Origin of the sequence: Bradyrhizobium jicamae (assembly GCF_001440395.1) — a bacterium.
Lineage (GTDB): Bacteria > Pseudomonadota > Alphaproteobacteria > Rhizobiales > Xanthobacteraceae > Bradyrhizobium > Bradyrhizobium jicamae.
In genome coordinates, this window is the sequence record NZ_LLXZ01000141.1 from 110,588 (window position 1) to 136,147 (window position 25,560).

Sequence of the window (25,560 nt, forward strand, 5' to 3'; positions counted from 1 at the left end):
CATTTATTCAAAGACTTGAAGATAGAGAGATTGCGCTAGGCGCAATGCCTCTTTCATGGCACAAATAGAGCAATCAGCGCCTCATATTGCGCAGCTGATTCGGGACACCCTCGAAGGCCTCACATGACAGAACCTGCCCGGCAGACCCCTGCCGACACTGAGCATCCAATTCCGGTCGAATACGGCGCGGAATCGATCCGGGTGTTGAAGGGCCTCGACGCCGTTCGCAAGCGGCCGGGCATGTATATCGGCGACACCGATGACGGTTCCGGCCTGCACCACATGGTCTACGAGGTCGTCGACAACGCGATCGACGAGGCGCTTGCGGGCCACGCCACGCGCGTCGACGTCGTTCTCAATGCGGATAATTCGGTCACCGTGCGCGATGACGGCCGCGGCATTCCCGTCGACATCCACAAGGGTGAAGGCATCTCCGCCGCCGAGGTCATCATGACCCAGCTCCACGCCGGCGGTAAGTTCGACCAGAACTCCTACAAGGTTTCCGGCGGCCTGCACGGCGTCGGCGTCTCCGTCGTCAACGCGCTGTCGAGCTCGCTGAAGCTCAGGGTCTGGCGCGACGACAAGGAACATTTCGTCGAGTTCGCCCATGGCGACTCGGTGGCGCCGCTGAAGGTAGTCGGCGAAGCGCAGGGCAAGCGCGGCACCGAGGTCACCTTCCTCGCCTCGACCGAGACCTTCAAGAACATCGAGTATGATTTCGCGACCCTGGAACACAGGCTGCGCGAGCTCGCCTTCCTCAATTCCGGTGTCCACATCATCCTCTCCGACATGCGTCACGCCGTCGAGAAGCGCGAGGAGATGCAATATGCCGGCGGCGTCGAGGAGTTCGTCAAATATCTCGACCGCAACAAGAAGGCGATCGTGCCGGTTCCGATCATGGTGCGGTCGGAAGCCAACGGCATCGGCGTCGAGGCGGCGCTGTGGTGGAACGACAGCTACCACGAGAACGTGCTGTGCTTCACCAACAACATCCCGCAGCGCGACGGCGGCACCCATCTCGCCGGCTTCCGTGGCGCGCTGACGCGCCAGGTCAACGGCTATGCCGAGGCCAATGCGAAGAAGGAGAAGATCGCGCTCACCGGCGATGATTGCCGCGAGGGCCTTACCGCCGTGCTGTCGGTGAAGGTGCCGGACCCGAAGTTTTCGTCGCAGACCAAGGACAAGCTGGTGTCCTCGGAAGTGCGCCCCGTCGTCGAGAACGTCCTCAACGAGGCGCTGGCAGCGTGGTTCGAGGAACATCCGAGCGAAGCGAAAGTCATCGTCGGCAAGGTGATCCAGGCCGCCGCCGCGCGCGAAGCCGCCCGCAAGGCGCGCGAACTGACGCGCAAGAGTCCACTCAGCGTCTCCTCGCTGCCCGGCAAGCTCGCCGATTGCCAGGAGAAAGACCCGGCCAAGTCGGAACTGTTCATCGTCGAGGGTGACTCGGCAGGCGGCAGCGCCAAGCAGGGCCGCAACCGCGAATTCCAGGCGGTGCTGCCGCTGCGCGGCAAGATCCTGAACGTCGAGCGCGTCCGCACCGACAAGATGCTGTCCAGCGAGCAGATCGGCACGCTGATCACCGCGCTCGGCACCGGCATCAGCGACGATTTCTCGGCCGACAAGCTGCGCTACCACAAGATCATCGTGATGACGGACGCCGACGTCGACGGCGCCCATATCCGCACGCTGCTGTTGACCTTCTTCTACCGGCAGATGCGCGAACTGATCGACCGCGGCCACCTCTATATCGCGCAGCCGCCGCTCTACAAGGTGACGCGCGGCAAGTCCGAGCAGTACCTGAAGGACGAGCGCGCGCTGGAGGATTACCTGATCTCGACCGGGCTTGACGACTGCGTCTTCAAACCGGCATCGGGCTCGGAGCGCGCGGGCCGCGACCTGCTGTCGCTGGTGGAGGACGCGCGCGTCATCCGCGGCATCCTGAACAACCTGCACAGCCGCTATAACCGCAAGGTGGTCGAGCAGGCCGCGATTGCGGGCGTTCTCAACCCGCGGATCACCGCCGACATCGCGACCGCCAATGCCGCGGCCGAATACATTGCCAAGCGTATGGACAAGCTGGCTGACGAAGTCGAGCGCGGCTGGGTCGGTCGTTTCGCCGAGGGCGAAGGATTCTTCTTCGAGCGCACCATCCGGGGCGTCAAGGACGTCGCCATCATCGACGACGCCCTGCTCGGCTCGGCGGATGCACGCAAGCTCGACGACTACGCCGCGAAACTGCAGGAAGCCTATCCGAACCCCGGCCTGCTGCGCCGCAAGGATGCCGAAACCACCATTCACGGGCCGGTCAGCCTGTTCGAGGCGGTGACCGACGCCGGCCGCAAGGGCGTGGCGCTGCAACGCTACAAAGGCCTCGGCGAGATGAATCCCGACCAGCTCTGGGAAACCACGCTCGACACCAATGAGCGCTCGCTGCTGCAGGTGAAGGTCAAGGAGGTCGACGAGGCCGACGATATCTTCACCAAGCTGATGGGTGACGTGGTCGAGCCACGCCGCGAATTCATCCAGGACAATTCGCTCAGCGCCAATGTCGACGTGTGAGGCAGCGGGCGACTGTCCTGCTTAGCCCGCCACTTCCAGCAGCAGGCTCGCCAGCTCATTTGGATGCGTAATGTACGGCAGGTGCGAGCTCGCGATTTGGCGTGATTGCCATCCCGCCGTCTCGCTCGCGGCCCGCGCGTAGCGATCGAGGCCCGGATGCGACCACTGGGTGCGGATATAGGTGCGCGGCAATTTCTCGGCGGCGGGATTCCTGCGTTTCACCGGCTCCTTGAAATGGCCGAACGGTGTCGGGCGAAGCCGGGGTAGCATCCAGTCGATATCCGCGTCTTCGGTCACTTGCCACGTCTCGGTGACAAGTTGCTTCCATGGCGGCGGCGCGAAACGCGGCAGGAGCCAGCCGTCGCCCTCTTTCTGCACCAGTGCTTCCAGAGCCGGCCGGCGATCAGGCGCGATCACGTCCAGCATGCTCTGGCCGTCAGAGGGCACGAAAGCATCGAGAAAGACCAGATGCGCGATCCGTTCGGGCATGTGATCGGCGACGCCTGTCATCACCATGCCGCCCGAACTGTTGCCGACGAGGATGACGTTGCGCAGGCCCTCGTACTCGATGACATTGACGATGTCGCGGACATGCATTTCAAGCCCGACTTCCGGCCTCGCCAAATGCGCACGTTCGCCTAGTCCGGTCAGCGTCGGAGCGAACACCTCGTGCCCTCGCGCACGCAGCAGCGGCGTTACTTTTTTCCAGCACCAGCCGCCGAACCAGGCTGGATGGATCAGGACATAGATCATCTTGCGACCCTCCTGCGACTGGGCATTCGAAATGCCTGAGGTTGCGACCGCGGCAATTGCCGCACCGCCGATCGCGGCCAGGGCTTCCCGGCGCGAAAGACCTGCATCGCTGCGCTGGCCCATGGCTCTCTCCACAAGTAACCGCTATGCGGCGGGGTTTCGAGCGAGAAAGGACAGCATCGTTTGCCGAATGCCTGATGGCGACAAGTCCAAAATCTGGACTGGTTCGGGCTACCCGAACGTGTTTGAATCCCTGCCATGAAAAGTGGCTACGGCGAGTTCTGTCCGATAGCAAAGGCGTCCGAAATTTTCGCCACACGCTGGACGCCGCTTGTGCTGCGCGAATTGATGTTGGGCGCGCACAGCTTCAATGACATTCATCGCGGCGTGCCGCTGATGTCGCGGACGCTTCTGGCCGAGCGCCTGCGGCATCTGGAACAAGACGGAATCGTCACAAAAAGAATTCAACCTGACGGCTCGACCTATGAATACCGGCTGACGCCGTCAGGCGAAGCATTTCACGATGTGTTGCGCGACCTGTCGCGCTGGGGCCTGGCGCACGCCCGCGATCGCCTCACCGCCGACGATCTGAATCCTGGCCTGCTGATGTGGCGGATGCGCAAGCGCGTGGACGTCAGTGCGTTGCCGGAACATCGCGTGGTGATCCGCTTCGAATTCTCCGGCGTTCCCAGAAGCCGAACGGCATTGCGCGTGATTTGGCTGGTTCTCGAGCGGACGGGCGCTGACATCTGCTTCAAGGATCCGGGATATGCCGTCGACCTGACCGTTCGCGGCGATGTCGCTATCCTTGTCCGGCTTTATCTCGGGCACGTGCATTGGCATGAGGTCAGTGAAAAAACATTGTCGATCGAGGGCGATCGACAGATGGCGCGGCAGCTTCCGATCTGGCTGCAGCTCCACAGACAACTCGGCCGGGACTACCTGCCTTTTGGGCGTCCTGCGGCTTGACGGCCGTCGCGAGAAGATGCGGATGATCGGCATTTCACCTGCAACCGCTGCGCGCTCGGGCGAATTCTGGTAAGTCAGGGTTCTTCGTTGGAACATCCCCCCGCAGAGTCAATGAACGCGTTACTTGTGTCGGTGTTATCTGCTATAGCGCCTGCACCAGCCGTTGATTTTACTGCAGAATTTTACGTAATGGAGCCTGGAAATCATGTCGGGGACAGCGCCCGTGCCGCCCATCCAGTACATCGTTGAAGGCGGCCACCGGCTTTCGGGCACGATCGAGCCGTCCGGCAACAAGAATTCGGCGCTGCCGATCATCGCGGCCGCCCTGCTCACCGAGCATCCGGTGATGCTGGATAACGTGCCGCGCATCCGCGACACCGAGACGCTGGTCGAACTGATCCGCTCGGTTGGGGCCTCGGCCGAATGGAAGTCGCGCAATACGCTGGCGATCCACGCCAGGGAGGTTCGGGCCGCAGACCTCGATCCCGAGCTGTGCGCGCGCATCCGCGCCTCGATCCTGCTGGCCGGCCCGCTATTGGCGCGCTGCGGCGAGGTGGCGCTGCCGCCGCCCGGCGGCGACGTCATCGGCCGCCGCCGTCTCGACACGCATTTCCTCGCCTTCGAGCAGTTGGGCGCCACCGTCACCGCGACGCACCGGCTGGAGTTCCGCGCTGTCAGGCTGAAGGGCGCCGACGTCTTCCTCGACGAGCCCAGCGTCACCGCGACCGAGAACGCGCTGGTCGCAGCCGTCGCCGCCCACGGCACCACATATCTGCGCAACGCGGCCTCCGAACCGCATGTGCAGGACCTCGCGCATTTCCTGGTCGCGCTCGGCGCCAGGATCGAGGGCATCGGCACCAACACCATCATCGTGCACGGGCCGGCAACGCTCGGCGGCGCCAGCTATTCGATCCAGCCCGACCATATCGAGGTCGGCTCGCTGATCGGGCTTGCTGCAGTGACGCGCTCGCCGCTGCGCATCGCGAAGGCCGGCGTCGAGCATCTGCGTTCAATCCGGATGGGCTTTGAGCGGCTCGGCATCGTCTGCGGCGTCGAGGGCGACGATCTCGTGGTGCCGTCAGGCCAGACCATGAAGATCCACGACGATTTCGGCGGACATGTGCCGAAACTCGAGGACCAGCCCTGGCCGGCCTTCCCGGCCGACCTGATGTCGATTGCGATCGTGACCGCCACGCAGTGCGACGGCGTGATCCTGATGTTCGAGAAGATGTTCGAGTCGCGGATGTTCTTCGTTGACAAGCTGATCTCGATGGGCGCCCGTATCGTGCTGTGCGATCCGCATCGCGCCATCGTCGCCGGCCCGAGCCGGCTGCGCGGCGCGCTGATGACATCGCCCGATATCCGCGCCGGCATGGCCATGCTGCTGGCGGCCGTCGCGGCCGAGGGTACTTCAACCATCAACAACGCCGATCAGATCGAGCGCGGCTATGAGCGCATCGAGGAACGGCTCAACGCGCTGGGCGCGAGAATCACCCGGGTGCCGGCACGCGACGGCCATTAGGCCGCGGCCGCCGGCGTCACCTTTTCGACCTTCGCCGGTACTAATCTGTTGCAATGACCTCGCTCGACAAAATCGAACGCGCCTCTGTTGCGCCGCCTGCCTCTGCGGCCGTGCCCGGCCGCCATCTCGCGATCGAACTCGCCGAGACGCTGAAGCTCGCGGTGCCGCTGGCGCTGACGCAGCTCGGACAGATCGCGATGATGACGACCGATTTGGCGTTCATTGGCCGGTTCGGCAGCGAAACCGTGGCTGCGGCAGCCCTCGCCCACACAGTGTTCTTCGTCACCTTCACTTTCGGCATGGGCCTGGTGTCGGCCGTGGCGCCGCTGGCGGCACAGGCTTTTGGCGCGCGCGATCCGCGCATGGTGCGGCGGGCGCTGCGCGTCGGCTTGTGGGCGGCGCTGTTGATCGCACTGCCACTGATGGCGCTGCCATTCCGCGGCGAGGCGATCCTGATCGCACTCGGCCAGGCGCCGACGGCCGCCGCGCTCGCGCAGCAATACCTATTCGGCCTTGCCTGGGGCATCCTGCCGGCGCTGTGGTTCATCGCGATCCGCGGCTTCATGAGCGCGGTGAACCGGCCCGAGCCGGTGCTATGGATCACGCTGGCCGCGATCCCGGCGAATGCATTGCTGGTCTATCTGCTGCTGTATGGGAAATGGGGCCTGCCCGAACTCGGGCTGTTCGGCGCGGGCCTTGCGACCAGCATGGTCAATCTCGGCACGTTTCTCGCCGGGCTGTGCTTCACCGCGCTGCGTCGACCGTTCCGGAAATATCACGTGCTCGGCAACATCTGGCGCATCGACTGGCCGTTGATGGCGAAGCTCGTGATTGTCGGCGCGCCGATTTCGATGGCGTTTCTGCTGGAATACGGACTGTTCGGCGCAGCCGGCCTGCTGATGGGCCTGATCAGCACCACGGCGCTCGCGGCGCACCAGATTGCACTGCAGATTGCAGCCATCCTGTTCATGGTGCCGTTCGGAATCAGCATGGCAGCGACCGTCCGGGTCGGCCATGCGGTCGGGCGCCGCGACCGCGACGCCGTCAGGCGCGCAGGCTATGTGGCGATATTGCTCGGCGCTGCGTTCATGGCCACGATGACTTTCGCCGTGATCCTTGGACGGTTCCAGATTGCCGAGCTGTTCCTCGGCGAAGCCGTCGACGCGACCGCGACGTTGACGGCAACGCTGCTTCTGATCGGCTCCACCTTCTTTGTCGCTGATGGTATCCAGACCATCGCCGCCGGCGCGCTGCGCGGAATGAACGACACGCGCGTGCCACTCCTGTTCGCCATCTTCAGCTACTGGCTGATCGGCTTTACTTCCGCCTGCGCGCTCGGGTTCTGGACGTCACTTGGCGCCAGTGGCGTCTGGGTCGGATTGTCGATCGGTACCTTCGTCTTCGCCGTTCTGCTCGTCTTGCGATTCCGGCTGCTGGCGAGCAGACTGCTGCCTCCATGACTGTCCGCGAAGTCACCCCTGCCGTCGATACCGATGCGCTGCTGGCCGGCGCGCAATTCGCCGACGCGTTCCAGATTGAAATCGACGATCGTAATCTCGACGCCCGCCGCGCGGCCGAGCTGATGATGGCGCGGCAGCCGGGATGGGCCGAGGCACTGCTGTCGTTGCGAAACTTCCTGGTGGCGCCGCTCGGGCTGAAAACGTCGGGCGCCACTCCAAGCGCGCCGCGGGACATGATCGGTATCTTTCCGATCGTGAGCGAAACGTCCGACCGCGTGATCGCCGGCTTCAACGACCGCCATCTCGATTTCCGCGTCGTGGTGGACGTTACGGCGCCCGGCGGCACGAGGCAGGTCACCGCCACGACGCTGGTCAAGACGCACAACTGGCTCGGCCGGACCTATCTCGCGATCATCATGCCGTTTCATCGGCTGATCGTGCCGACCCTGCTGCGCCAGGTTGCGGCCTGAAAGCCGGCATATCCTTTTCCGACACGATAGACGTGTCGCAATATCAGTGATTTGCTCGGATCGTCTATGCGAGCCGCGGTACACTCAATGACATTATCGGTCGATCTCTTCTTTTCCTTTCGCAGTCCCTACAGCTATCTGGCGCTGCCAAAAACCATGCAGATGGCCGCCGACTACGACGTGACGGTCAATCTGCGCCCGGTCTATCCGATCGCGGTGCGCATTCCCGGCTTCTTCAAGCGCGCCAATCCGCAGTTTGCGCGCTATGTAGTGCTCGACAGCAGCCGCGTCGCCCAACGCGAAAACATCCCGTTCCGCTTTCCGCGGCCGGACCCGATCGTGCAGGACATGACGACGCTCGATGTCGCCGAGCACCAGCCCTACATCCATCGCCTGACCCGGCTCGGCGCTGCCGCGCAAGCCGACGGGCGCTCGCTGCCGTTCACGCGCGCCATCAGCCGGGTGCTGTGGGATGGCAGCGTCGCCAGCTGGAACGAAGGCGACCATCTGGCCAGGGCTGCGGCGGAAGCCGGCTTCGATCTCGCCGCCATGGACGCGGCCATTACGGCTGATCCCGACCGCTACGAGCAGATCATTGCCGGCAACGAGCAGGCCCATGCCGCATCGGGCCATTGGGGCGTGCCGACCTTCGTGTTCGAGAACGAGCCGTTCTTCGGTCAGGACCGCATCGATCTCCTGATCTGGCGCATGGAAGGCAAGGGCCTGAAGCGCCGATAGCGCATGAACCGAAATCTCCGGACCGGCGACTGACGCTTGCCAGCCTGGGCCGCCTGCGGGCGCGCGACGGCTCCCGCCGCGTTCGGAGACCTCCATGTATCTTGCCAAGTTCTTTCACCGCTCGCCCGGCGACGATGATCGTGAACTGCTCTTGATGCCAGGCGGCGATCCGGTGATCGCGGGCAAATACATGGACGAGGGACGGCAGACCAAGCGCAAGGATTTCCTGCGCAAGGAATTTTCCAGCATGAAAGGGGCGGCCGCCGCCTATCGACGCCATGTCGCCGAACTGGTCGCGGCGGGCTATGTGGAAACCACCCACACAAAATATACGCTGCGCAATCTGCTGCCCGATCCGCAGCCAAAGCCCGAATGGCAGAAGGGCCTTGACGATCTGATGATCGCGGCGCTGAGCGCGCCGGTCAAGGAGCAGCACAAGCGCCTTGTCGCGCTGGAAAATACCCCGGCGGCGCACGAGCCGCTCTATCTCTGGCTCGCGGCACATCACGCTTACGCCGCCGACGAGGATAGCACAACGACCCTCCGGCTGGCCGAACAGGCCCGCGACACGCTGGCCTCGCGCCGGGCCGGCAAGGCGCCGCACTATGCCTGGTCGATCGCGGAGTCCGACCTCGAAGCAAGGATTTTCGAGGTGCTGAGTTTGGCGCATCTTCAGGCCGGCGATCCGGCCCAGGCGTTGGCCGCGATCGAGCAGGCCTGCGAGATCGAGCCTAGCCAGGACCGTGGCGGCCAGCGCGCCACTATCATCTGCGATCACTTCCCGGAGCGCCAGGAAGAAGCGTTCGACGATGCTTTCAAATACGCCGAGTTCGGCGGCTATGAGGACATCGTTGATCGGCCGGCCTATGCCGAGTATCTGGCGCGGCGCAAGCGCAAATCGAAATCCGGAAAGGGCTGGCGCTGGGGTACCAGGAAGCCCGCGACAGCGGCCGAGTTGGCCAACGCTGAATCCGCGCTCGGGGCTGAACTTCCCGCCGATTATCGCAAATTCCTCGGCAAGTTCGGCGCCTGCGACTTGCAGGTGAGGCTGCCGGAGCATTCCAATGAACTGCGTTTCCTTGCCCCGTCCAGGCTGGCCGAGCAGCGCGACAATTTGTACAGGTACATCACGCGCATCGAAAAGGATCCGCAGACAGTCACGGATTACTTCCGCAACGAATACAGCATCTCGGTGCGCGATCTCGTTCCTGTTGCCGAACCCGTCCAGTATAGCCGCTGCGTAGCAATCCATCTCGGAAAGGGCGAGCGCTACGGCTGGTGCTTCCACTGGGACCATGACGGTTCGTGGGAGCTGGACCACGCCACGCCGAACTTCGACACCGCCATAAAGACGCTTACCTCGGGTATCGAGCGGCGCGATACAACGATCCTCGGCTTTCTCGGCATCTACATTGACTAAAGCGTGATGACGTTTCTTCGAATCGTCATCACGCTTTATCTTTTTGTTTGAGCATGATCTTTTCGGAAAACCGCTACACACTTTTCCGGATCATGCTCTAGGCCTTTGCGGGGGACACCGTCTCGCACCATTCGGCATGACAGCGATCAAGGTCGGTGAGATTCTGCCGCATCTGCTCCAGCGAGAATCCCAGCGCGAAGAAGCGTTCCGCCACGTCGACCGGCACGCCGCGGGTCAAGCCGTCGCTGCGTAACGCGGCGACCTCAGCAGCATAGGCCTGCAGCGCTGCATCGACGGACCGAATGTCCACGGCGCCATTGCCGCTGCGTAACGACGCAGCCGCCGCGCGCATATAGTCGACGATCGCTTTGCTGACCTCCGACAGTGGGCGCGCCAGCCTCGCCTGCACGTTGGCCGGCAGCGGCACCACGCTGGCGCGGCCGATCATCACGACATCGTGGCGCAGGCGCTGGATGGTGCGCAGCAAGGGGCCGGTGTCCGGCCCCGACGACAGGTGAGCCCCACGTTCGCGCTCGGCTTCCAGACCGGTCGCATGGAGGCTCGTCATCGCGGTGCCGATGCCATCCTGGATACGATGCAGGGCGTCGTTATCGAGCCCGCGTGTCAGCCCCGCGAGCAATTCAGCGAATGCCGCGGCCAGCAGTTCCAAAAGCTGCGCCGCATTGATTCGGATCTGACTGATCGCCCGCGACGGCAACACCAGGAATGAGACCACGAGCCCGGTGAGTGCGCCGACGGCGACCTCGAGCAACCGGTCTATGGTGGAATCCAGCGGATTGGCGTGGTTCATCGCCGGCACCAGCAACACGATCACCGCCGTTACCGTGGCGGCACTCAGGCTGGGATTGACGGCCCCGATGAACGCCATCGGCGCGACCGTGAGTACCAATAGCGCCAGCAATCCACCTTCGCCGGAATGCGGGATCAGCATTGCAATGGCACCGCCATAGGCCGCGCCGCCGATCGTGCCGAGCATGTAATCGCGCGTTGCCTTCAGCGATCGGCCGACACTCATCTGGGTGACGATCAGCGAGGTCAGCACCGCCCATAACGGTAGCATCAGATGCAACGCCCTGGCGATCGCATAGGCCGCAACCGCGGCAACCGCGAGCCTGACCGCAAGCGACAGTTGCGTCTTCCGCGCTCCGATCGCGTCAAGCATGCGTTTTACGAAGGCCATCATGCGCTGCATCCCGGAATCTGCGAGCCATGCCTGTGCTAGACGACATCAGGCATAGCTGATGCCCGCGACAGGGAGGCGGCTTGAAAGGTCAAGTCGGCCCGCCTACCCTGCCCGGCAAATACGAGGAAACACGATGGCCCACGAAACCGCAACGCTCGCAGCCTATGTCGCCGACCTCAAATTCGAAGATATCCCGCCGCAGGTGCTGGAACGCGCCAAGGTGCTGACGCTCGATTTCCTCGGCAGCACGATCCGGGCGCGGCGCGATGCGGAATCGACCCCGTCGTTACTGAAGATGCTGGAAGCGCTGGCGCTGGACGGCAAGGGTGAAGCCACCGTGTTCGGCGACAGCAAGACCTGGACGCCGGCGGTTGCCGCGCTGCTCAACGGCGCGCTCGGCCATTCGCTGGATTTCGACGACACGCATGCGGACTCGTCGCTGCATCCGAGTGCGCCCGTGGTGCCGGCGGCGTTTGCGGTTGGTGAAATGGTCGGTGCCTCCGGGCGCGACGTGCTGACTGCGATCGTGGCCGGCTATGAAGTGTGCTGCCGCCTCGGCAACGCGCTCGATCCCACCTCGCATTATGCGCGGGGCTTCCATCCGACCGCGACGGCAGGAACCTATGGCGCAGCCGCGGCGGCGGGGAAGCTGTTCGGCCTCTCGAAGGACCAGATCATCTCGGCCTTCGGCGTTTCCGGCAGCCAGGCCGCGGGCTCGCTGCAATTCCTCGTCAACGGCGCCTGGAACAAACGCTATCAGGTGGGGGCGTCGGCAATGAACGGCGTGATCGCCGCCACGCTCGCGCGCAACGATTTCGTCGGCTCGACGGAATCGGTCGAAGGCAAGCATGGCCTCCTCGTCGGCTACAGCGACGACGCCCACCCGGACAAGGCGACGGCCGGCCTCGGCAAGACCTATGAGACGCTCAAGATCGGCGTGAAGCCGTATCCGAGCTGCCGCTATACCCATGCGGCGCTGGATGCGCTGATCGCGATGCGGCGGGAGCACAATCTGACGCCGGACCAGATCAAGCGCGTCGAGATCGGCCTGCATCGCAACGGCATCACGCTGACCGGCGACGCCGCCACCAAGCGCCATCCGACTTCGATCGTCGGCGGGCAGTTCTCGATGTTCTTCACCGGCGCGCTCGCACTCGATCAGGGCAGCTTCGGCTGGGACGATTACGACCGGCTTGGCGATACGGCGGTGAATGCGCTCGCCGACAAGTTCGACGTGGTGCAGGACGATCGCCTCGAGATCGGCCGCACCCACCCCTTCGGCGCACGTGTTTCCATCACCACCGACGACGGCGTGCATGAGCGGCTCTATGCCGACCCTTCCGGCGAGCCGGATTCGTTTCCGGACGCACAGGCGATGCAGCAGAAATTCCTCACCCTCGCCCGCCCCGTGCTGAACGGCCGCGCCGACCAGCTTGCCGATGCGATCCTGTCGCTGGAGCGATTCGATCGCGTCGAGAAGGCCACGCAGCTGGGGCGGCAGTAGTAGCGAGCCAGCATCAACATCAGCGGTGTACCTCTCTCCCCTTGTGGAAGAGGGTGGATCAATCGCGCGAAGCGCGATTGAGACGGGTGAGGGGTTCTCTCCGCGGGTGAACCTCTCGCATTGGAGTTCGCGGATAGAACCCCTCATCCGGCGCTTCGCGCCACCTTCTCCCACAAGGGGAGAAGGAAGAATCACCCCGCATCACGCTCAATTCGCTCCCGCCAGCTTTTCCTTGCTCCCCGTCGCCGCGACGACATCGCGCACGAGTTCGAACACCCCGTCGGCTTCCGGCGGCCAATTCGCCGACCGCCCGAGCCGGACGATCACCAGCCGTTCCGACGGCACGATGATCACATACTGCCCGATCGTGCCCTTGGCGAAGAACGCATCACGCGGCCAACCGCGTTCGGTGCGGTAGGTCGCACCAAAGCTGTCGCCGAGGTTGGTCCAGAATCCCGCACCCTGGCCGACCCAGGCGTTCGGCGTCGGCGTCGCCGAATATTTTACCCAGCCTTCGGGAAGGATGCGTTTTCCGCCGGCTATGCCGTCATTGAGATAGAGCTGGCCAAAACGCGCCCAGTCGCGTGCGCTCGCCAGCAACTGGCTCGACGCTTCCGCATTGCCCGAGGCGTCGAATTCGAGGGTTACGGTACGCATGCCGAGCGGCTCGAACAATTCCAGCCGCGCAAAGCTCATCATGTGGGCCGCGCTGCCGCCGGTGGCCTCGCGGATCAGATGCGCGAGGAGGACCGTGTTGCCGTCGTGATAGTTCCATGCCGCGCCCGGTGCGGACTCCGGCGGCATGCTCGCGGCATAGGCGGCCATATCGGGCTCCATGAACTTCATGCGGTTGACCGGCTCGAGCGCGGACACCAGCGACGCCTGCAGTGAACTGCCGAGCTTGAGCCCCGCGGTGTGGCGCAGCAGATGATCGAGCGTGATGGCGCGCCTGGGATCTTCAGGCTTTTGCCACGCGGCGATCGGCACCGGCTCGTGCAGCTTGAGCGCGCGCTTGCGCACGAGAATGCCGGCCAATGCCGAGATCACCGATTTGGTAGCGGAGAATCCGAGCAGTGGCGTGTCGATGCCGATGCCGTCGGCGTAGCGCTCGGCCACGATGCGCCCGTCCTTCAGGACCACGATCGCTCGCGTGTTGCGCGGCGTCGAGCTGTCAGGCTCGGCGAAAGCTCGGTCGAGCGCTGCAGCGAGTTGCGGCGTCTGCGGCGCGACAACGGCGCGGCCTGCGATGTCAGGCAGCAGCGCTGGCCTGACCTCCGACGGCGGCAATGCAATATCGGCAACGGGTCCACCGTGATCGAGGTAACAGCCAAGGCCTTCGCCGCGATAGACGGCGTGGCTCCGGCCCACGCCGAACAGCGTCACCGTGACATCCTTGCGGGCGCGATCGACGCGGTAGTCGAGCGCCCAGGCGATCAGGCCGGTGCCCGGCATGGCCGAGGTCGTCTCAGCGAACACGCGGGCCAGGTCGAGGCCGGAGACGAAGGTCTCGGTGCAGAGCACGTTGGCAACGAATCCGGTCGCGACTTTTGGCACGTCGCGGGCGCGAGCGGCCGACAGCGCGAGTGCGCTCAGCGCGGTTGAGGCAGCGAGGATGAGGATGAGGTTTCGTCTGGTCACGAGGATCTCCGGCATGACGCGTCAGCGCGTGCCGGGGATGATGGCGAGGCTGCCGATGGCTGCTCGCCGGATTTGGAATTGGCGCTGGCCGAAAACTCAACGCACCTCGCCGATTCCAAAATTCAATAACAATAACAATGCCATGAAGTCTACGCGGCGCTCGCCTTGAGCCGGCGATATTCGGTCGGCGTCACGCCCGTGATCGCCTTGAAGGCGCGATTGAAGGGCCCAAGCGACTGGAAGCCGGCGTCCATCGCAATCGTAATCACGGGAACTTCGGCCTGGCTCGGATCGGCCAGCGCGGCCTTGGCCTCGGCAATCCGGTGCTCGTTGAGGAAGACATTGAAATTGCGGTAGCCAAGCCGCTGGTTGATCAGCCGCCGCAGCCGGTATTCGGGAATGCCGAGCTTGGTCGCCAGCGTGCCTATGGTGACGTTGTCATGACGGTAGATGCGCTCGTCGGCCATCAGCCGCATCAGCGCATCGACCAGCTTTTGATCGGTGCCGGATTCGACCGAAGCCGCTGCGCTTGCGTTAGCCCGAACCTCGGGCCCAGCCGGAAACAGATCCGCGCCATCGACCCGCATCATCGCAATCGATATCGCCGCAACCACCGCGGCCAGCATCGCCGAATTCAGCGTGTTGGCGAGTTCGCCGGCGCCGCTGCTGGACAGCTATCTGCAGCACCGCATTGAGCCCACCATAGAGCGCTGCGGCGCTGACGATGAAAACGCGGACGCGGCGGCGGCCTTCGACCAGATCGGCCGACCACGACGCGACGGTCTGAGCAACAGCCAGTGTAATGAAGCCGAGCACAAGCAAATTGATCGCCACGAACAAGACTCGCGCCGCAGAGATGACGGTCATCACATCGCCAGAGACGAAGCTGTTACGCATCATCGCAACCGGCGCGATGAACAGGCAATTCACCAAGCTAAGGACGACAACCGCTATCCAGATGAGACCATGCCACCAGCGCAGCTTGAACTCATCGTCAAACACGGCGCGGGCGAATAGCCAGAAAACTACGACATTGCCGGTCGAGATCGCGATGAGGGGCGCATGCGCCGGCGAGACCGGCGACGGCGCGCCAATCGACGATGTCACGGCATGCGCCGCCGATCCCAATGCGAAGGCCGCCGCCAGCCGTCCGGCCAGCACCGTTCCGAAGCCGCGATAGAGCGACACCGCCAGCACCAGCAGCAGCGCCGCGGTGGCGCCGCGCAGGGCGATGTCGATGGTGGAAAGCAGCATTCGGCCGGTCCGTCCGCGGGTCATTCCCGCGTGGTCAATCTAGTGAGAATCGCACCGCGGTTCAATTTGCGCCGATCAGCCTTTCCAGCTACTCCGCGACGTCACCCAGCGCTCGGTTGCCCGCCTCTTTATCCTCCGTCGTCATTGCGAGCGAAGCAATCCACACTTTCTCTGCGGCACGAAGGATCGCTTCGCTCGCAATGACGGGGAGGCGATGCGCGCGTGGCCCACCCTCGCGATTGCTGCTATAATTCCACAAAACTTCAAGGAGCCCCCCATGAGCTGGCAACCCTCCAACGATCCCGTACTCGGCGATCCCAAGACCTGCGACGCGCTCGACCTCATCATCGTGCCGCGCACCCGCGATCTCGGCGATGGATTTGCGGTGCGGCGCGCGCTGCCGCATGGCAAGCGGCAGATGGTCGGGCCCTTCATCTTTTTCGATCATTTCGGCCCGGTACAGTTCATGGCCGGTAAGGGCATGGACGTGCGGCCGCATCCGCATATCGGGCTCGCGACCGTCACCTATCTGTTCGACGGCTCGATCATGCATCGCGACAGCGAGGGGAACATCCAGGAGATCCAGCCCGGCGCGATGAACCTGATGACCGCGGGACGCGGCATCGCGCATTCGGAGCGCACACCGGACGTGCAGCGCCGCGACGGCCAGAAGATGCTGGGCCTGCAGAGCTGGATCGCGCTGCCGGCGGGGTCCGAGGAAATCGCGCCGTCGTTCCAGCATTACGCGGCCGAAGCGCTGCCGACTGTGAAGGAGAGCGGTTTCACCGCGCGCATCATCGCAGGCAGCGGCTTGGGCGTGAAATCGCCTGTGACCATGGTATCGCCGTGGTTCTATACCGAGGTGACGGCGCAGGCCGCTACCTCCGTGCCACTCGACCCCGACCATGAGGAGCGCGCGATCTATCTGGTCGACGGCGAGGTCGAGATCGCCAACGAACGCTACGAAGGCCCGCGGCTCCTGATCTTCCGGCCCGGCGACCGCATCACCGTGAAGGCCACAAGGCCGACGCGAATGATGTTTCTGGGCGGCGACGCGCTGGAGGGCCCGCGGCACATCTGGTGGAATTTCGTCTCCTCCAGCAAGGAGCGGATCGAGCAGGCCAAACAGGACTGGAAAACCGGCCGGTTTGCTGCCGTTCCGCAAGAACATGAGTTCATTCCGCTGCCGGAGTGAGCTATTGCTCCGCTTTCCTGTTTCCGCACGCACACCCCGGTGCGCGTGCCTGTTCGAAAGCCTGACCTGATGAACGCGATGCTCGCCAGCGACTTGCCTCTGCCCCGGATCGGCCGCGGCAAGGTGCGCGATATCTATGCCGTCGGCAGCGATCGCGTGCTGCTGCTGACCACCGACCGGATCAGCGCGTTCGACGTGGTGATGGCGGAAACCATTCCGATGAAGGGCGCGGTGCTGACGCAGATCAGCGCCTGGTGGTTCCGCCAGCTCGAAGGCGTGGTGCCGCATCACATGATCAGCGCCGATGCCGACGAGATCATCCGCAAGGTGCCTGCGCTGAAGGATCATCGCGCCGACATCCTCGGGCGTGCGATGTTGTGCCGGCGAACCACCGTATTTCCGGTCGAATGCGTGATCCGCGGTTATATCTCGGGCTCGGCCTGGAAGGAGTATGCGGCGTCCGGCACGCTTGCCGGCGAGCAGCTCGAAGCCGATCTGGTGGAAAGCGAGAAGCTGGGCGCGCCGATCTTCAGCCCGGCGACCAAGGCCGAGACCGGCCATGACGAGAACATCACGGTGGCGCGGGTGCGCGAGATTTTGGGCAATGATGTCGCCGAAAAGCTCGAGAGCATGGCGCGCACGGTCTATAATTTCGGCGAGCGGATCGCCCGTCACCAGGGCATCATCATCGCCGACACCAAGTTCGAATTCGGCCGCGCGGCGGATGGCCGCATCATCCTGATCGACGAGGTGATGACGCCGGATTCGTCGCGATTCTGGGCGGCCGACGTCTACAAGCCCGGCCGGCCGCAGCCCTCCTTCGACAAGCAGCCGCTGCGCGACTACCTCGACGCCGAGCGCCGCGCCGGCCGCTGGAACGGCGACGCCCCGCCGCCCCCGCTGCCCGACAGCGTGGTGGACGCGACGAGCAAGCGTTATCTGGAAGCGTATCGCCGGGTGACGGGAAGCGAGTTGGCGATCTGACGTCGTCATTGCGAGCGAAGCGAAGCAATCCATGCCTCAACGCGGGGATAGATGGATTGCCTCGCTTCGCTCGCAATGACGCGGCTAGGTCACTTGCCTCACCGTCATTCCCGATGCGAAGCTTGCTCCCATAACAACAACAGGGAGCGCCCCATGACCGAAGCCGATTCCGTGCTCGTCGAACGCGATGGACCCGTCACTATCGTGTCCATCAACCGCCCGCATTGCCGCAACGCTGTCGACGGCGCGACCGCGCGGAAACTTTATGACGCCTTCCTTGCCTTCGACGCCGACGAGAGCGCTTCCGTCGCCGTGTTCGCCGGCACCGGCGGTTATTTCTGCGCGGGCGCCGACCTTAAGGCGGTGGCGGCGGGCGATCCGAACAAGAAGCGGGAGCTCGGCGGCCACGACTCGATTGCGCCAATGGGGCCGAGCCGGTTGCGGCTGTCGAAGCCGGTGATCGCCGCGGTCGAGGGTTTTGCGGTGGCCGGCGGGATGGAGCTTGCGCTGTGGGCCGACTTGCGCGTGGTGGCAGAGGACGCCACCTTCGGCATCTTCTGCCGCCGCTTTGGCGTGCCGCTGATCGATCTCGGCACCATCCGCCTGCCGCGGCTGATCGGCCATTCGCAGGCGATCGACCTCATCCTCACGGGACGCCCGGTCGGCGCCCAGGAGGCGCTGCGGATGGGACTGGCCAATCGCGTCGTCGGCCGCGGCGAGGCTGTCGCGCACGCGATCGCGCTGGCGCGGGAGATCGCGCGCTTCCCGCAGACCTGCCTGCGCGCCGATCGGCTGTCGGCGCTGCAGCAATGGGACCTCGCGGAGGAAGACGCCATCGCCAACGAAATGCGCGGCGGGCTGAAAGTGATCGCCTCGGGCGAAACATTGTCCGGCGCGACACGCTTCGCCTCCGGCGTGGGACGTCACGGCGCATTCGCAAGCGACGCCAGCGATTGATGATGTTTGCGTAGCCCGGATGGAGCGCAGCGCAATCCGGGATTCTCGCAAGCGGATACAGTGCCCCGGATTGCGCGGAGCCTGTCATCGGGCGCGCATTCGCGCGACCCGTTGGCTTCATCCGGGCTACGGGACTAACTACACCCCCGCCATCATCACGTATTTGATCTCGACATATTCTTCCATGCCGTGATGCGAGCCTTCGCGGCCGAGGCCCGATTCCTTCACCCCGCCGAAGGGCGCAACTTCCGTGGTGATGAGCCCGGTGTTGACGCCCACCATGCCTGACTCCAGCGCTTCCGCGACGCGCCAGACGCGGCCGAGATCACGGGAATAGAAATACGACGCCAGGCCAAATGGCGAGTTGTTGCACATCGCGATCACGTCGGCCTCGTCCTTGAAGCGAAACACCGGCGCCAGCGGGCCAAAGGTTTCCTCATGCGCCACCAGCGCATCGGGCTTCACGTTCGACAGCACCGTCGGCTCGAAGAAGCTGCCGCCGAGCGAATGGCGTTTGCCGCCGGTGACGATCTTGGCACCGCCCTTCACCGCGTCGGCAATGTGCTTTTCGACCTTGTCGACCGCTTCCATGTTGATCAGCGGGCCCTGCACCACGCCCTGCTCGGTGCCGTCGCCGATCTTCATCGCCGCGACTTTCTTCGAAAGCTTCTCGACGAACTGGTCGTAGATCTTGTCCTGGGCGTAGATGCGGTTGGCGCAGACGCAGGTCTGGCCCATGTTGCGATATTTGGAGACGATGGCGCCCTCTACCGCCGCATCGATATCGGCATCGTCGAACACCACGAAGGGCGCGTTGCCGCCGAGCTCGAGGCCGAGCTTCTTCACGCCCACTGAAGCCTGCTGATAGAGGATCTTGCCGACTTCGGTCGAGCCAGTGAAGCCGACGAAGCGCACGGCGGGATGTTCGCACAGCACCTTGCCGATCGCGGACGAATTGCCGGTGAGGATGTTGAACACGCCCTTGGGCACGCCGGCTTTTTCGGCCAGCGCGACCAGCGCCAGCGCGGTCAGCGGCGTTTCATTGGCAGGCTTGAGCACGACGGTGCAGCCGGCCGCCAATGCCGGTGAGACCTTTCGCGTGATCATCGAGCACGGGAAATTCCACGGCGTGATGGCGCCGCAGACGCCAATCGGCTGCTTGATCGCGAGCAGGCGCGCGTCCGGCCGCTGCGTCGGAATGGTTTCGCCATAGACGCGGCGCGCTTCCTCGGCGAAAAATTCGACATAGGCGCCGCCGATATCGACCTCGCCGAGCGCTTCCGCCAGCGGCTTGCCCTGCTCCGAGGTCAGGATCAGCGCGAGGTCCTCGCGGTTTGCCGCGATCAGCTCGAACCATTTGCGCAGAATGTTGGAGCGCTGCTTGGCGGTATGCTTGGCCCAGGCCGGGAACGCGCGCTCGGCGGCTTCGACAGCCTGGGTTGCTTCCGCGGTGCTGAAGGCCGGCACCTTGGCGAGTTCGACGCCATTGACCGGATTGGTGACGGCACGCGACGGCGTGCCGACCCAGATGCCGTCGATGTAGCAGCGATCGCGCAGCAGCGAGGGATCTTTCAGGCGGTCATGCAGCGAGGGGGCGGAGGCTGATGCGCGTGCGGCGACGGGTGGGTTCATGGCGTACTCCTCGGATTTTCTTGCAGGATTGATCCGAGTATAGGCCGATATCGGCGGCGGTGCACCGGCCGCAGATGCAGGTCTGCTTCAAGCTATTTTGAGACCGAGTGGACGTCATTCCGGGGCGCGAAGCGAACCACGCTGCGCAATTGCGCACCTGAGAATCTCGAGATTCCGGGTCTGGTCCTTCGGACCATCCCGGAATGACAGTCGTGTTATGCCGCGCCGCTCATATACGTCTCGCGGCGGCCGATCATGCGTTGCGCCGCCGCTTTCGCATCGGCCTTCGAGGAAGTCGCGCAGGTCCGGTATTCGAGGTCGGGCAGCTTGGCGGTGTCGCGGCGGCCGAACCAGGATTTGGAGCCGACCGCAAGCTGCGCCAGCGCCTGGGCGACGTTGTCGACCGCCTCGAAAGAGTGCAGCCCGCCGGTGCCGGCGTAGCGGACTTCATACAGCCCGGGTGTTATCGGCGCCTCGATGTTCTCGCCCCGTCCGGGACGGGGATACCGCTTCCATTCACTCCAAGTCGAAATCATTGCGCACCTTTGCGACAGGCAGAAATGAGACAATTTTGGTTAATTTGAACCAGCCAACGCGCAACGTTTGTGCTGGAATTTGAACGCTTTACTGCAAAAAATCGGCGGCGGGAATCGTGGCGAAATCACGATATCGTGGATGGTGAATCCGGTCACGGCCATTGCCCATCTTCCACCGCAGAATGCGGCGGGGTGTTGCAGTTTTGTGCCGGATGGCCCCGCGAGACCTGCCCAGGCGTAGTTTAGCTTCCATCGCCCATCACGAGATCGCGACATTGCCTGCGGCCGTCTGCTCCCGCTTGCGGGATTAGGGCGCCGGGAGGAAGATCGTTCCACTTCCATAAAAAACATTCGGGAGGTGACCCATGCAAAGCAAAGCCGCGATCGATCAGGTTCTGCGTCAGAAGTGCGAGGCAAAGGAAATTCCCGGCGTGGTCGCGATGGCCGCTACCGGAAGCGACGTGATCTACCAGGGCGCGTTCGGCAAGCGCGATCTTTCCAAGGACGATGCCATGACCGCGGACAGCGTGTTCTGGATCGCCTCCATGACCAAGGCGATCACGTGCGCCGCCGGCATGCAGCTCGTGGAACAGGGCAAGCTCTCGCTCGACGAGCCGATCGGCAAGCTGCTGCCCGATCTCGCCTCCCCACAGGTGCTGGAAGGTTTTGACGCCAGCGGTGAGCCGAAACTGCGTCCCGCCAAGAAGCCGATCACGCTGCGCCATCTCATGACCCACACCGCCGGCTACTGCTACGACGTGTGGAACGGCGACATGGGCAAATACCAGGAGAAGACCGGAACCCCGAACATCTTCTCCTGCCTGAACGTCGCGCTGAAGGGGCCGATCATGTCCGATCCCGGCACGCGCTGGGAATATGGCATCAACATCGATTTCGTCGGCAAGGCAGTGGAAGCCGCAAGCGGCAAGCGGCTCGACGCTTACCTGCGCGATAACATGTTCGCGCCGCTCGGCATGAATGACACCGGCTTCAAGATCACGGACGCGATGCGCCAGCGGCTGGTCGGCATGCATGCACGCGGCGAGGACGGAGCGCTGGCGCCGATCCCGTTCGAGCTGGAACAGAATCCGGAATTTCACATGGGTGGCGGCGGTCTCTACGGCACGGCGGCCGACTACATCAAGTTCACCCAGATGATCCTCAACAAGGGCCGCGGCAACGGCAACCAGGTGCTGAAGCCCGAGACGGTCGCGCTGATGGGCCAGAACCACATCGGCGATCTCACCATCGGCAAGATAACCACGATGGCGCCCATGTACACCAACGATGTCGATCTCTTTCCTGACATCGTCAAGAAGTGGGGCCTCTCTTTCCTGATCAACACCGCCAAGACGCAGGAAGGCCGCAGCGCCGGCAGCCTCGCCTGGGCGGGCCTTGCCAACACCTATTTCTGGATCGACCCGACCCGCAACGTCGCCGGCGTGATCCTGATGCAGCTGTTGCCGTTCTTCGACGGCAAGGCGCTGGAAGCGTTTGCGGGCTTTGAGCGCGGGGTATACGCCGGGCTCGATGCCGGACAGAAGGCGGCCTAACAGACCGTCATTGCGAGCGAAGCGAAGCAATCCATACCTCAACGCGGAGGTAAATGGATTGCTTCGCCTTCTCTCTTCATGGAGAACAACACTTGACCGACATTATCGACAGCTACGTTTCCGGCATTTCCGACGCTCCCTTGCTTGGCGACACCATCGGGCGCTGCCTCGATCAGGCGGCAGCGCGCTGGGGCGATCGTGAAGCGCTGGTATCTCCAAGCCATGGCGTACGCTGGACATGGAAGGAATTTGCCGGTCACGTCGATGCGCTGGCCGCGGGTTTTCTCGCGCTCGGCTTAGAGCCCGGCGCGCGGATCGGGGTGTGGTCGCTGAACCGGCCGGAATGGACGCTGACGCAATTCGCCGCCGCCAAGGCCGGCCTCATTCTTGTCACCATCAATCCCGCCTATCGCCTGAGCGAACTCGAATTCGCGCTGGCAAAAGTCGGCTGCGCGGCGATCGTCACCGCGACTGCCTTCAAGACCTCCAATTACATGGAGATGCTGAACACGCTGCTGCCCGAACTTGCAGAGTCGCAGCCCGGCGCATTGCAGGCGCAGCGGCTGCCGCAACTGCGCGCCGTGATCCAGATCGGTGGGCCGAAATCCCCGGGCACCATCGCTTTCGAGGACGTGAGCAAGATGGGCGGCGCGCGGCATCGTGAGCAGCTTGCCGAGCTTTCGAAGACGCTGCAGTTCGATGACGCCGTCAACATCCAGTTTACCAGCGGCACCACGGGCTCGCCCAAGGGCGTGACACTCACCCACCACAACATCCTGAACAACGGCTATTTCGTCGGCCGCGCGATGCGGCTGACGGAGGAGGACCGCATCTGTATTCCGGTGCCGCTCTATCACTGTTTTGGCATGGTGATGGGCAACCTCGCCTCCGTCACGCTTGGCGCCACCATGGTCTATCCGGGCGAAGGCTTTGATCCGCTGGCGACGCTGCAAACGATCGAACAGGAGAAATGCACGGCGCTGTACGGCGTGCCGACCATGTTCATCGCCGAACTCGATCACCCCGAGTTTGCACGCTTCAATTTGAAATCGCTGCGCACCGGTATCATGGCGGGCGCGCCCTGCCCGATCGAGGTGATGAAGCGCGTCAACAACGAGATGAACATGGGCGAGGTGACGATTGCCTATGGCATGACCGAGACCTCGCCGGTCAGTTTCCAGAGCTCGACCGACGATCCCCTGGAACGTCGGGTATCGACTGTCGGCCGCATCCATCCGCATGTCGAGGTCAAGGTCGTCGATCTCGAAGGGCGCGTGGTGCCGCGGGGGACGCGCGGCGAACTCTGCACTCGTGGCTACAGCGTGATGCTGGGCTATTGGGACGAGGCAGAAAAGACCGCCGACGTCCTCGACGCGCAGGGCTGGATGCATACCGGTGACATTGCGATCATCGACGCGGAGGGCTATTGCAACATCGTCGGCCGCATCAAGGACATGGTGATCCGCGGCGGCGAGAACCTTTATCCACGCGAGATCGAGGAATTCCTCTATCGCCACCCCAAAATCCAGGACGTGCAGATTTTTGGCGTCGCCGACGATCGCTACGGCGAAGAGCTCTGCGCCTGGATCCGCACCCGGCCGGGCGAAACGCTCACCGCCGACGACGTCCGCGCCTTCTGCCAGGGCCAGATCGCCCACAACAAGATCCCGCGCTATGTCGAATTCGTCGACGAATTCCCGATGACGGTGACGGGGAAGATCCAGAAGTTCTTGATGCGGGAAGCGGTGGAAGCGAAGCTGGGGCTGAAGGCGGCGAAGACGGCGTGAACGAAAACACATGCTGTCATGGCCGGGACAAGCCCGGCCATGACGAATTAAGAAGCCTTCGTCCTAAACCGGCAGCCCCTTCTGCTGCGCGAGTTCCTTCAGCGATACCTGCGGCCGCGCGCCGATGTGCTGGATCACTTCGGCGGCGGCGAGTGCACCGAGACGGCCGGCGCTTTCATGGCCGGCATTGCGCACGAGGCCGAACAGAAAGCCGGCAGCAAAGAGATCGCCGGCGCCCGTGGTGTCGACCAGCTTCTCGATCGGGTGTGCCGGCACCGCGACGACGCCGTCCTTTGCAGCGACCACGCAGCCCTTCTCGCTGCGGGTGACGACGCCGAGCTTGGTATCGGCGCGAAGCTGCTTCAGCGCGGTATCAAAATCCGAGGTCTGGTACAGCGAGTGCAATTCGGCCTCGTTGGCGAACACGAGATCGACCGTACCTTTGCACATCAGGTCGAGAAACTCGTCGCGATAGCGATCAACGCAGAAGGAATCCGACAGCGTCAGCGCCACCTGGCGGCCGGCCTTGTGCGCGATGGTCGCGGCCTTGACGAAGGCTTCCTTGGCGTTTTTGGGATCCCAGAGATAGCCTTCGAGATAGACGATGCTGGAGGCTGCGATCTGCGCTTCGTCGATGTCAGCGGGGGTCAGATCCTGCGCCGCACCGAGATAGGTGTTCATGGTTCGCTCGCCATCCGGCGTCACCAGGATGTAGGAGCAGCCGGTGGCGGGGCCCGCGTCGGCCGCCTTGGTCTCGTACGCGACGCCTGCGGCACGGATGTCGTGGGTATAGAGCCCGCCGATCTGGTCGTTCTTGACCTTGCCGATAAAGGCCGCGCGGGCGCCGAAGCCGGCAACGCCGACGATGGTATTGGCGCCGGAGCCGCCGGAGACTTCCGTGGCCGGGCCCATGTCGCGGTAGATCGAGGCGGCGCGGGCCTCGTCGATCAGCGCCATGCCGCCCTTGGCCATTCCGTGGTCGGCCAGGAATTTTTCATCGGTTTGCGCGAAGACGTCGAAAATCGCATTGCCGATCCCGAGAACGTCGTATTTTGCGTCAGCCATTCATCTGTCCTGTTTACGGCGTTGTGCGAAGAAGCCGAGCACGGCTAAGAAGGCTGCGGCCTACCAGATCGGCGTAGCGCCAGCAAGGGAAGCGGCTGCTATAGAACCTCCATGATCCGCTCCTTTCTAACGGTATCCTCGGGAACGCTGGCCTCGCGGCTGCTCGGATTCGTGCGCGATTCCGCGCTCGCCGCACTGCTAGGCGCCGGCGCGGTGGCGGATGCGTTCCTGGCGGCGTTTCAACTGGTCAATGTGGTGCGGCGGCTCCTCACCGAGGGCGGGCTGAACGCGGCGCTGGTGCCGGCCTGGCTGCGGGTGCGCGAGACCGACGGCGCGGTCGCGGCGGCGGCGTTTGCGGGG

20 protein-coding genes and 1 pseudogene are annotated in these 25,560 nt (G+C 63.9%); 14 read left to right on the forward strand and 7 right to left on the reverse strand.

From position 1 onward, the window contains the following. The first annotated feature begins 123 nt into the window (after nt 1-123). Entirely contained in the window at nt 124-2,559 is a 2,436-nt protein-coding gene (gyrB, locus tag CQ12_RS23435; protein ID WP_057837655.1) for a DNA topoisomerase (ATP-hydrolyzing) subunit B, read from the forward strand. A gap of 21 nt (nt 2,560-2,580) precedes the next feature. Here gyrB and CQ12_RS23440 read toward each other — a convergent pair whose 3' ends face one another. Next, on the reverse strand, nt 2,581-3,435 hold the full coding sequence (locus CQ12_RS23440; RefSeq protein ID WP_057837656.1) for an alpha/beta hydrolase: 855 nt from the start codon (nt 3,433-3,435) through the stop codon (nt 2,581-2,583). Between the two features lie 135 nt (nt 3,436-3,570). Between CQ12_RS23440 and CQ12_RS23445 the strand changes: the two genes are divergently transcribed. The 6 genes from CQ12_RS23445 (at nt 3,571) to CQ12_RS23470 (ending at nt 9,891) form a co-directional block, all read left to right on the forward strand. Continuing rightward, the gene (locus CQ12_RS23445; protein WP_057837657.1) at nt 3,571-4,281 is read left to right on the forward strand and encodes a winged helix-turn-helix transcriptional regulator; all 711 of its coding nucleotides are present in this window, start codon (nt 3,571-3,573) and stop codon (nt 4,279-4,281) included. A gap of 223 nt (nt 4,282-4,504) precedes the next feature. Further along, complete coding sequence (gene murA / locus CQ12_RS23450; protein ID WP_057837682.1) at nt 4,505-5,803, forward strand: UDP-N-acetylglucosamine 1-carboxyvinyltransferase; 1,299 nt, start codon at nt 4,505-4,507, stop codon at nt 5,801-5,803. Between the two features lie 53 nt (nt 5,804-5,856). Next, nucleotides 5,857-7,263, forward strand: coding sequence for an MATE family efflux transporter (locus CQ12_RS23455; protein ID WP_057837658.1), 1,407 nt, complete (start codon nt 5,857-5,859; stop codon nt 7,261-7,263). Next, a complete protein-coding gene (locus CQ12_RS23460; protein WP_057837659.1) occupies nt 7,260-7,733 on the forward strand; it encodes a DUF2867 domain-containing protein in 474 nt (157 codons plus the stop codon). The genes CQ12_RS23455 and CQ12_RS23460 overlap by 4 nt, the downstream gene beginning before the upstream one ends. Before the next feature lie 87 nt (nt 7,734-7,820). Further along, a complete protein-coding gene (locus CQ12_RS23465; protein ID WP_057837660.1) occupies nt 7,821-8,471 on the forward strand; it encodes a 2-hydroxychromene-2-carboxylate isomerase in 651 nt (216 codons plus the stop codon). Nucleotides 8,472-8,565: 94 nt separating this feature from the next. Continuing rightward, nucleotides 8,566-9,891 carry an SMI1/KNR4 family protein gene (locus tag CQ12_RS23470; RefSeq protein ID WP_057837661.1) on the forward strand — a complete coding sequence of 442 codons (1,326 nt, stop codon included), beginning with the start codon at nt 8,566-8,568 and terminating at the stop codon, nt 9,889-9,891. Nucleotides 9,892-9,988: 97 nt separating this feature from the next. On the opposite strand, the gene CQ12_RS23475 is transcribed toward CQ12_RS23470, so the two are convergent. Beyond that, nucleotides 9,989-11,092, reverse strand: coding sequence for an FUSC family protein (locus CQ12_RS23475; protein WP_057837683.1), 1,104 nt, complete (start codon nt 11,090-11,092; stop codon nt 9,989-9,991). 136 nt (nt 11,093-11,228) lie between these two features. On the opposite strand from CQ12_RS23475, the gene CQ12_RS23480 reads away from it, so the two are divergent. Then, nucleotides 11,229-12,599 (forward strand): MmgE/PrpD family protein, encoded by a 1,371-nt coding sequence (locus tag CQ12_RS23480; protein WP_057837662.1) that lies wholly within the window; start codon nt 11,229-11,231, stop codon nt 12,597-12,599. 207 nt (nt 12,600-12,806) lie between these two features. Here the strand turns inward: CQ12_RS23480 and CQ12_RS23485 are convergent, their stop codons facing one another. After that, entirely contained in the window at nt 12,807-14,237 is a 1,431-nt protein-coding gene (locus CQ12_RS23485) for a serine hydrolase domain-containing protein (RefSeq protein WP_057837684.1), read from the reverse strand. 149 nt (nt 14,238-14,386) lie between these two features. Beyond that, a pseudogene (locus CQ12_RS23490) lies at nt 14,387-15,491 on the reverse strand (AraC family transcriptional regulator). Between the two features lie 277 nt (nt 15,492-15,768). On the opposite strand from CQ12_RS23490, the gene CQ12_RS23495 reads away from it, so the two are divergent. The 3 genes from CQ12_RS23495 (at nt 15,769) to CQ12_RS23505 (ending at nt 18,627) form a co-directional block, all read left to right on the forward strand. Then, nucleotides 15,769-16,686 carry a pirin family protein gene (locus tag CQ12_RS23495; RefSeq protein ID WP_057837663.1) on the forward strand — a complete coding sequence of 306 codons (918 nt, stop codon included), beginning with the start codon at nt 15,769-15,771 and terminating at the stop codon, nt 16,684-16,686. 69 nt (nt 16,687-16,755) lie between these two features. Continuing rightward, complete coding sequence (locus tag CQ12_RS23500) at nt 16,756-17,670, forward strand: phosphoribosylaminoimidazolesuccinocarboxamide synthase (protein WP_057837685.1); 915 nt, start codon at nt 16,756-16,758, stop codon at nt 17,668-17,670. A 153-nt stretch (nt 17,671-17,823) separates the two neighbouring features. Beyond that, nucleotides 17,824-18,627 carry a crotonase/enoyl-CoA hydratase family protein gene (locus tag CQ12_RS23505; RefSeq protein WP_057837664.1) on the forward strand — a complete coding sequence of 268 codons (804 nt, stop codon included), beginning with the start codon at nt 17,824-17,826 and terminating at the stop codon, nt 18,625-18,627. A 138-nt stretch (nt 18,628-18,765) separates the two neighbouring features. On the opposite strand, the gene CQ12_RS23510 is transcribed toward CQ12_RS23505, so the two are convergent. Together CQ12_RS23510 and CQ12_RS23515 are read right to left on the reverse strand one after the other, a co-directional pair. Then, complete coding sequence (locus CQ12_RS23510) at nt 18,766-20,259, reverse strand: NAD-dependent succinate-semialdehyde dehydrogenase (protein WP_057837665.1); 1,494 nt, start codon at nt 20,257-20,259, stop codon at nt 18,766-18,768. A gap of 215 nt (nt 20,260-20,474) precedes the next feature. Further along, entirely contained in the window at nt 20,475-20,795 is a 321-nt protein-coding gene (locus tag CQ12_RS23515; RefSeq protein ID WP_057837666.1) for a hypothetical protein, read from the reverse strand. A gap of 365 nt (nt 20,796-21,160) precedes the next feature. Between CQ12_RS23515 and CQ12_RS23520 the strand changes: the two genes are divergently transcribed. Together CQ12_RS23520 and CQ12_RS23525 are read left to right on the forward strand one after the other, a co-directional pair. Further along, on the forward strand, nt 21,161-22,348 hold the full coding sequence (locus CQ12_RS23520; RefSeq protein WP_057837667.1) for a serine hydrolase domain-containing protein: 1,188 nt from the start codon (nt 21,161-21,163) through the stop codon (nt 22,346-22,348). A gap of 92 nt (nt 22,349-22,440) precedes the next feature. After that, nucleotides 22,441-24,135, forward strand: coding sequence for an AMP-binding protein (locus CQ12_RS23525; protein ID WP_057837668.1), 1,695 nt, complete (start codon nt 22,441-22,443; stop codon nt 24,133-24,135). Between the two features lie 63 nt (nt 24,136-24,198). Here CQ12_RS23525 and CQ12_RS23530 read toward each other — a convergent pair whose 3' ends face one another. Then, nucleotides 24,199-25,200 (reverse strand): adenosine kinase, encoded by a 1,002-nt coding sequence (locus CQ12_RS23530; protein ID WP_057837669.1) that lies wholly within the window; start codon nt 25,198-25,200, stop codon nt 24,199-24,201. A 111-nt stretch (nt 25,201-25,311) separates the two neighbouring features. Between CQ12_RS23530 and CQ12_RS23535 the strand changes: the two genes are divergently transcribed. Then, nucleotides 25,312-25,560 (forward strand): lipid II flippase MurJ (locus tag CQ12_RS23535; RefSeq protein ID WP_057837670.1); only part of this gene is annotated, 249 nt, incomplete at its 3' end.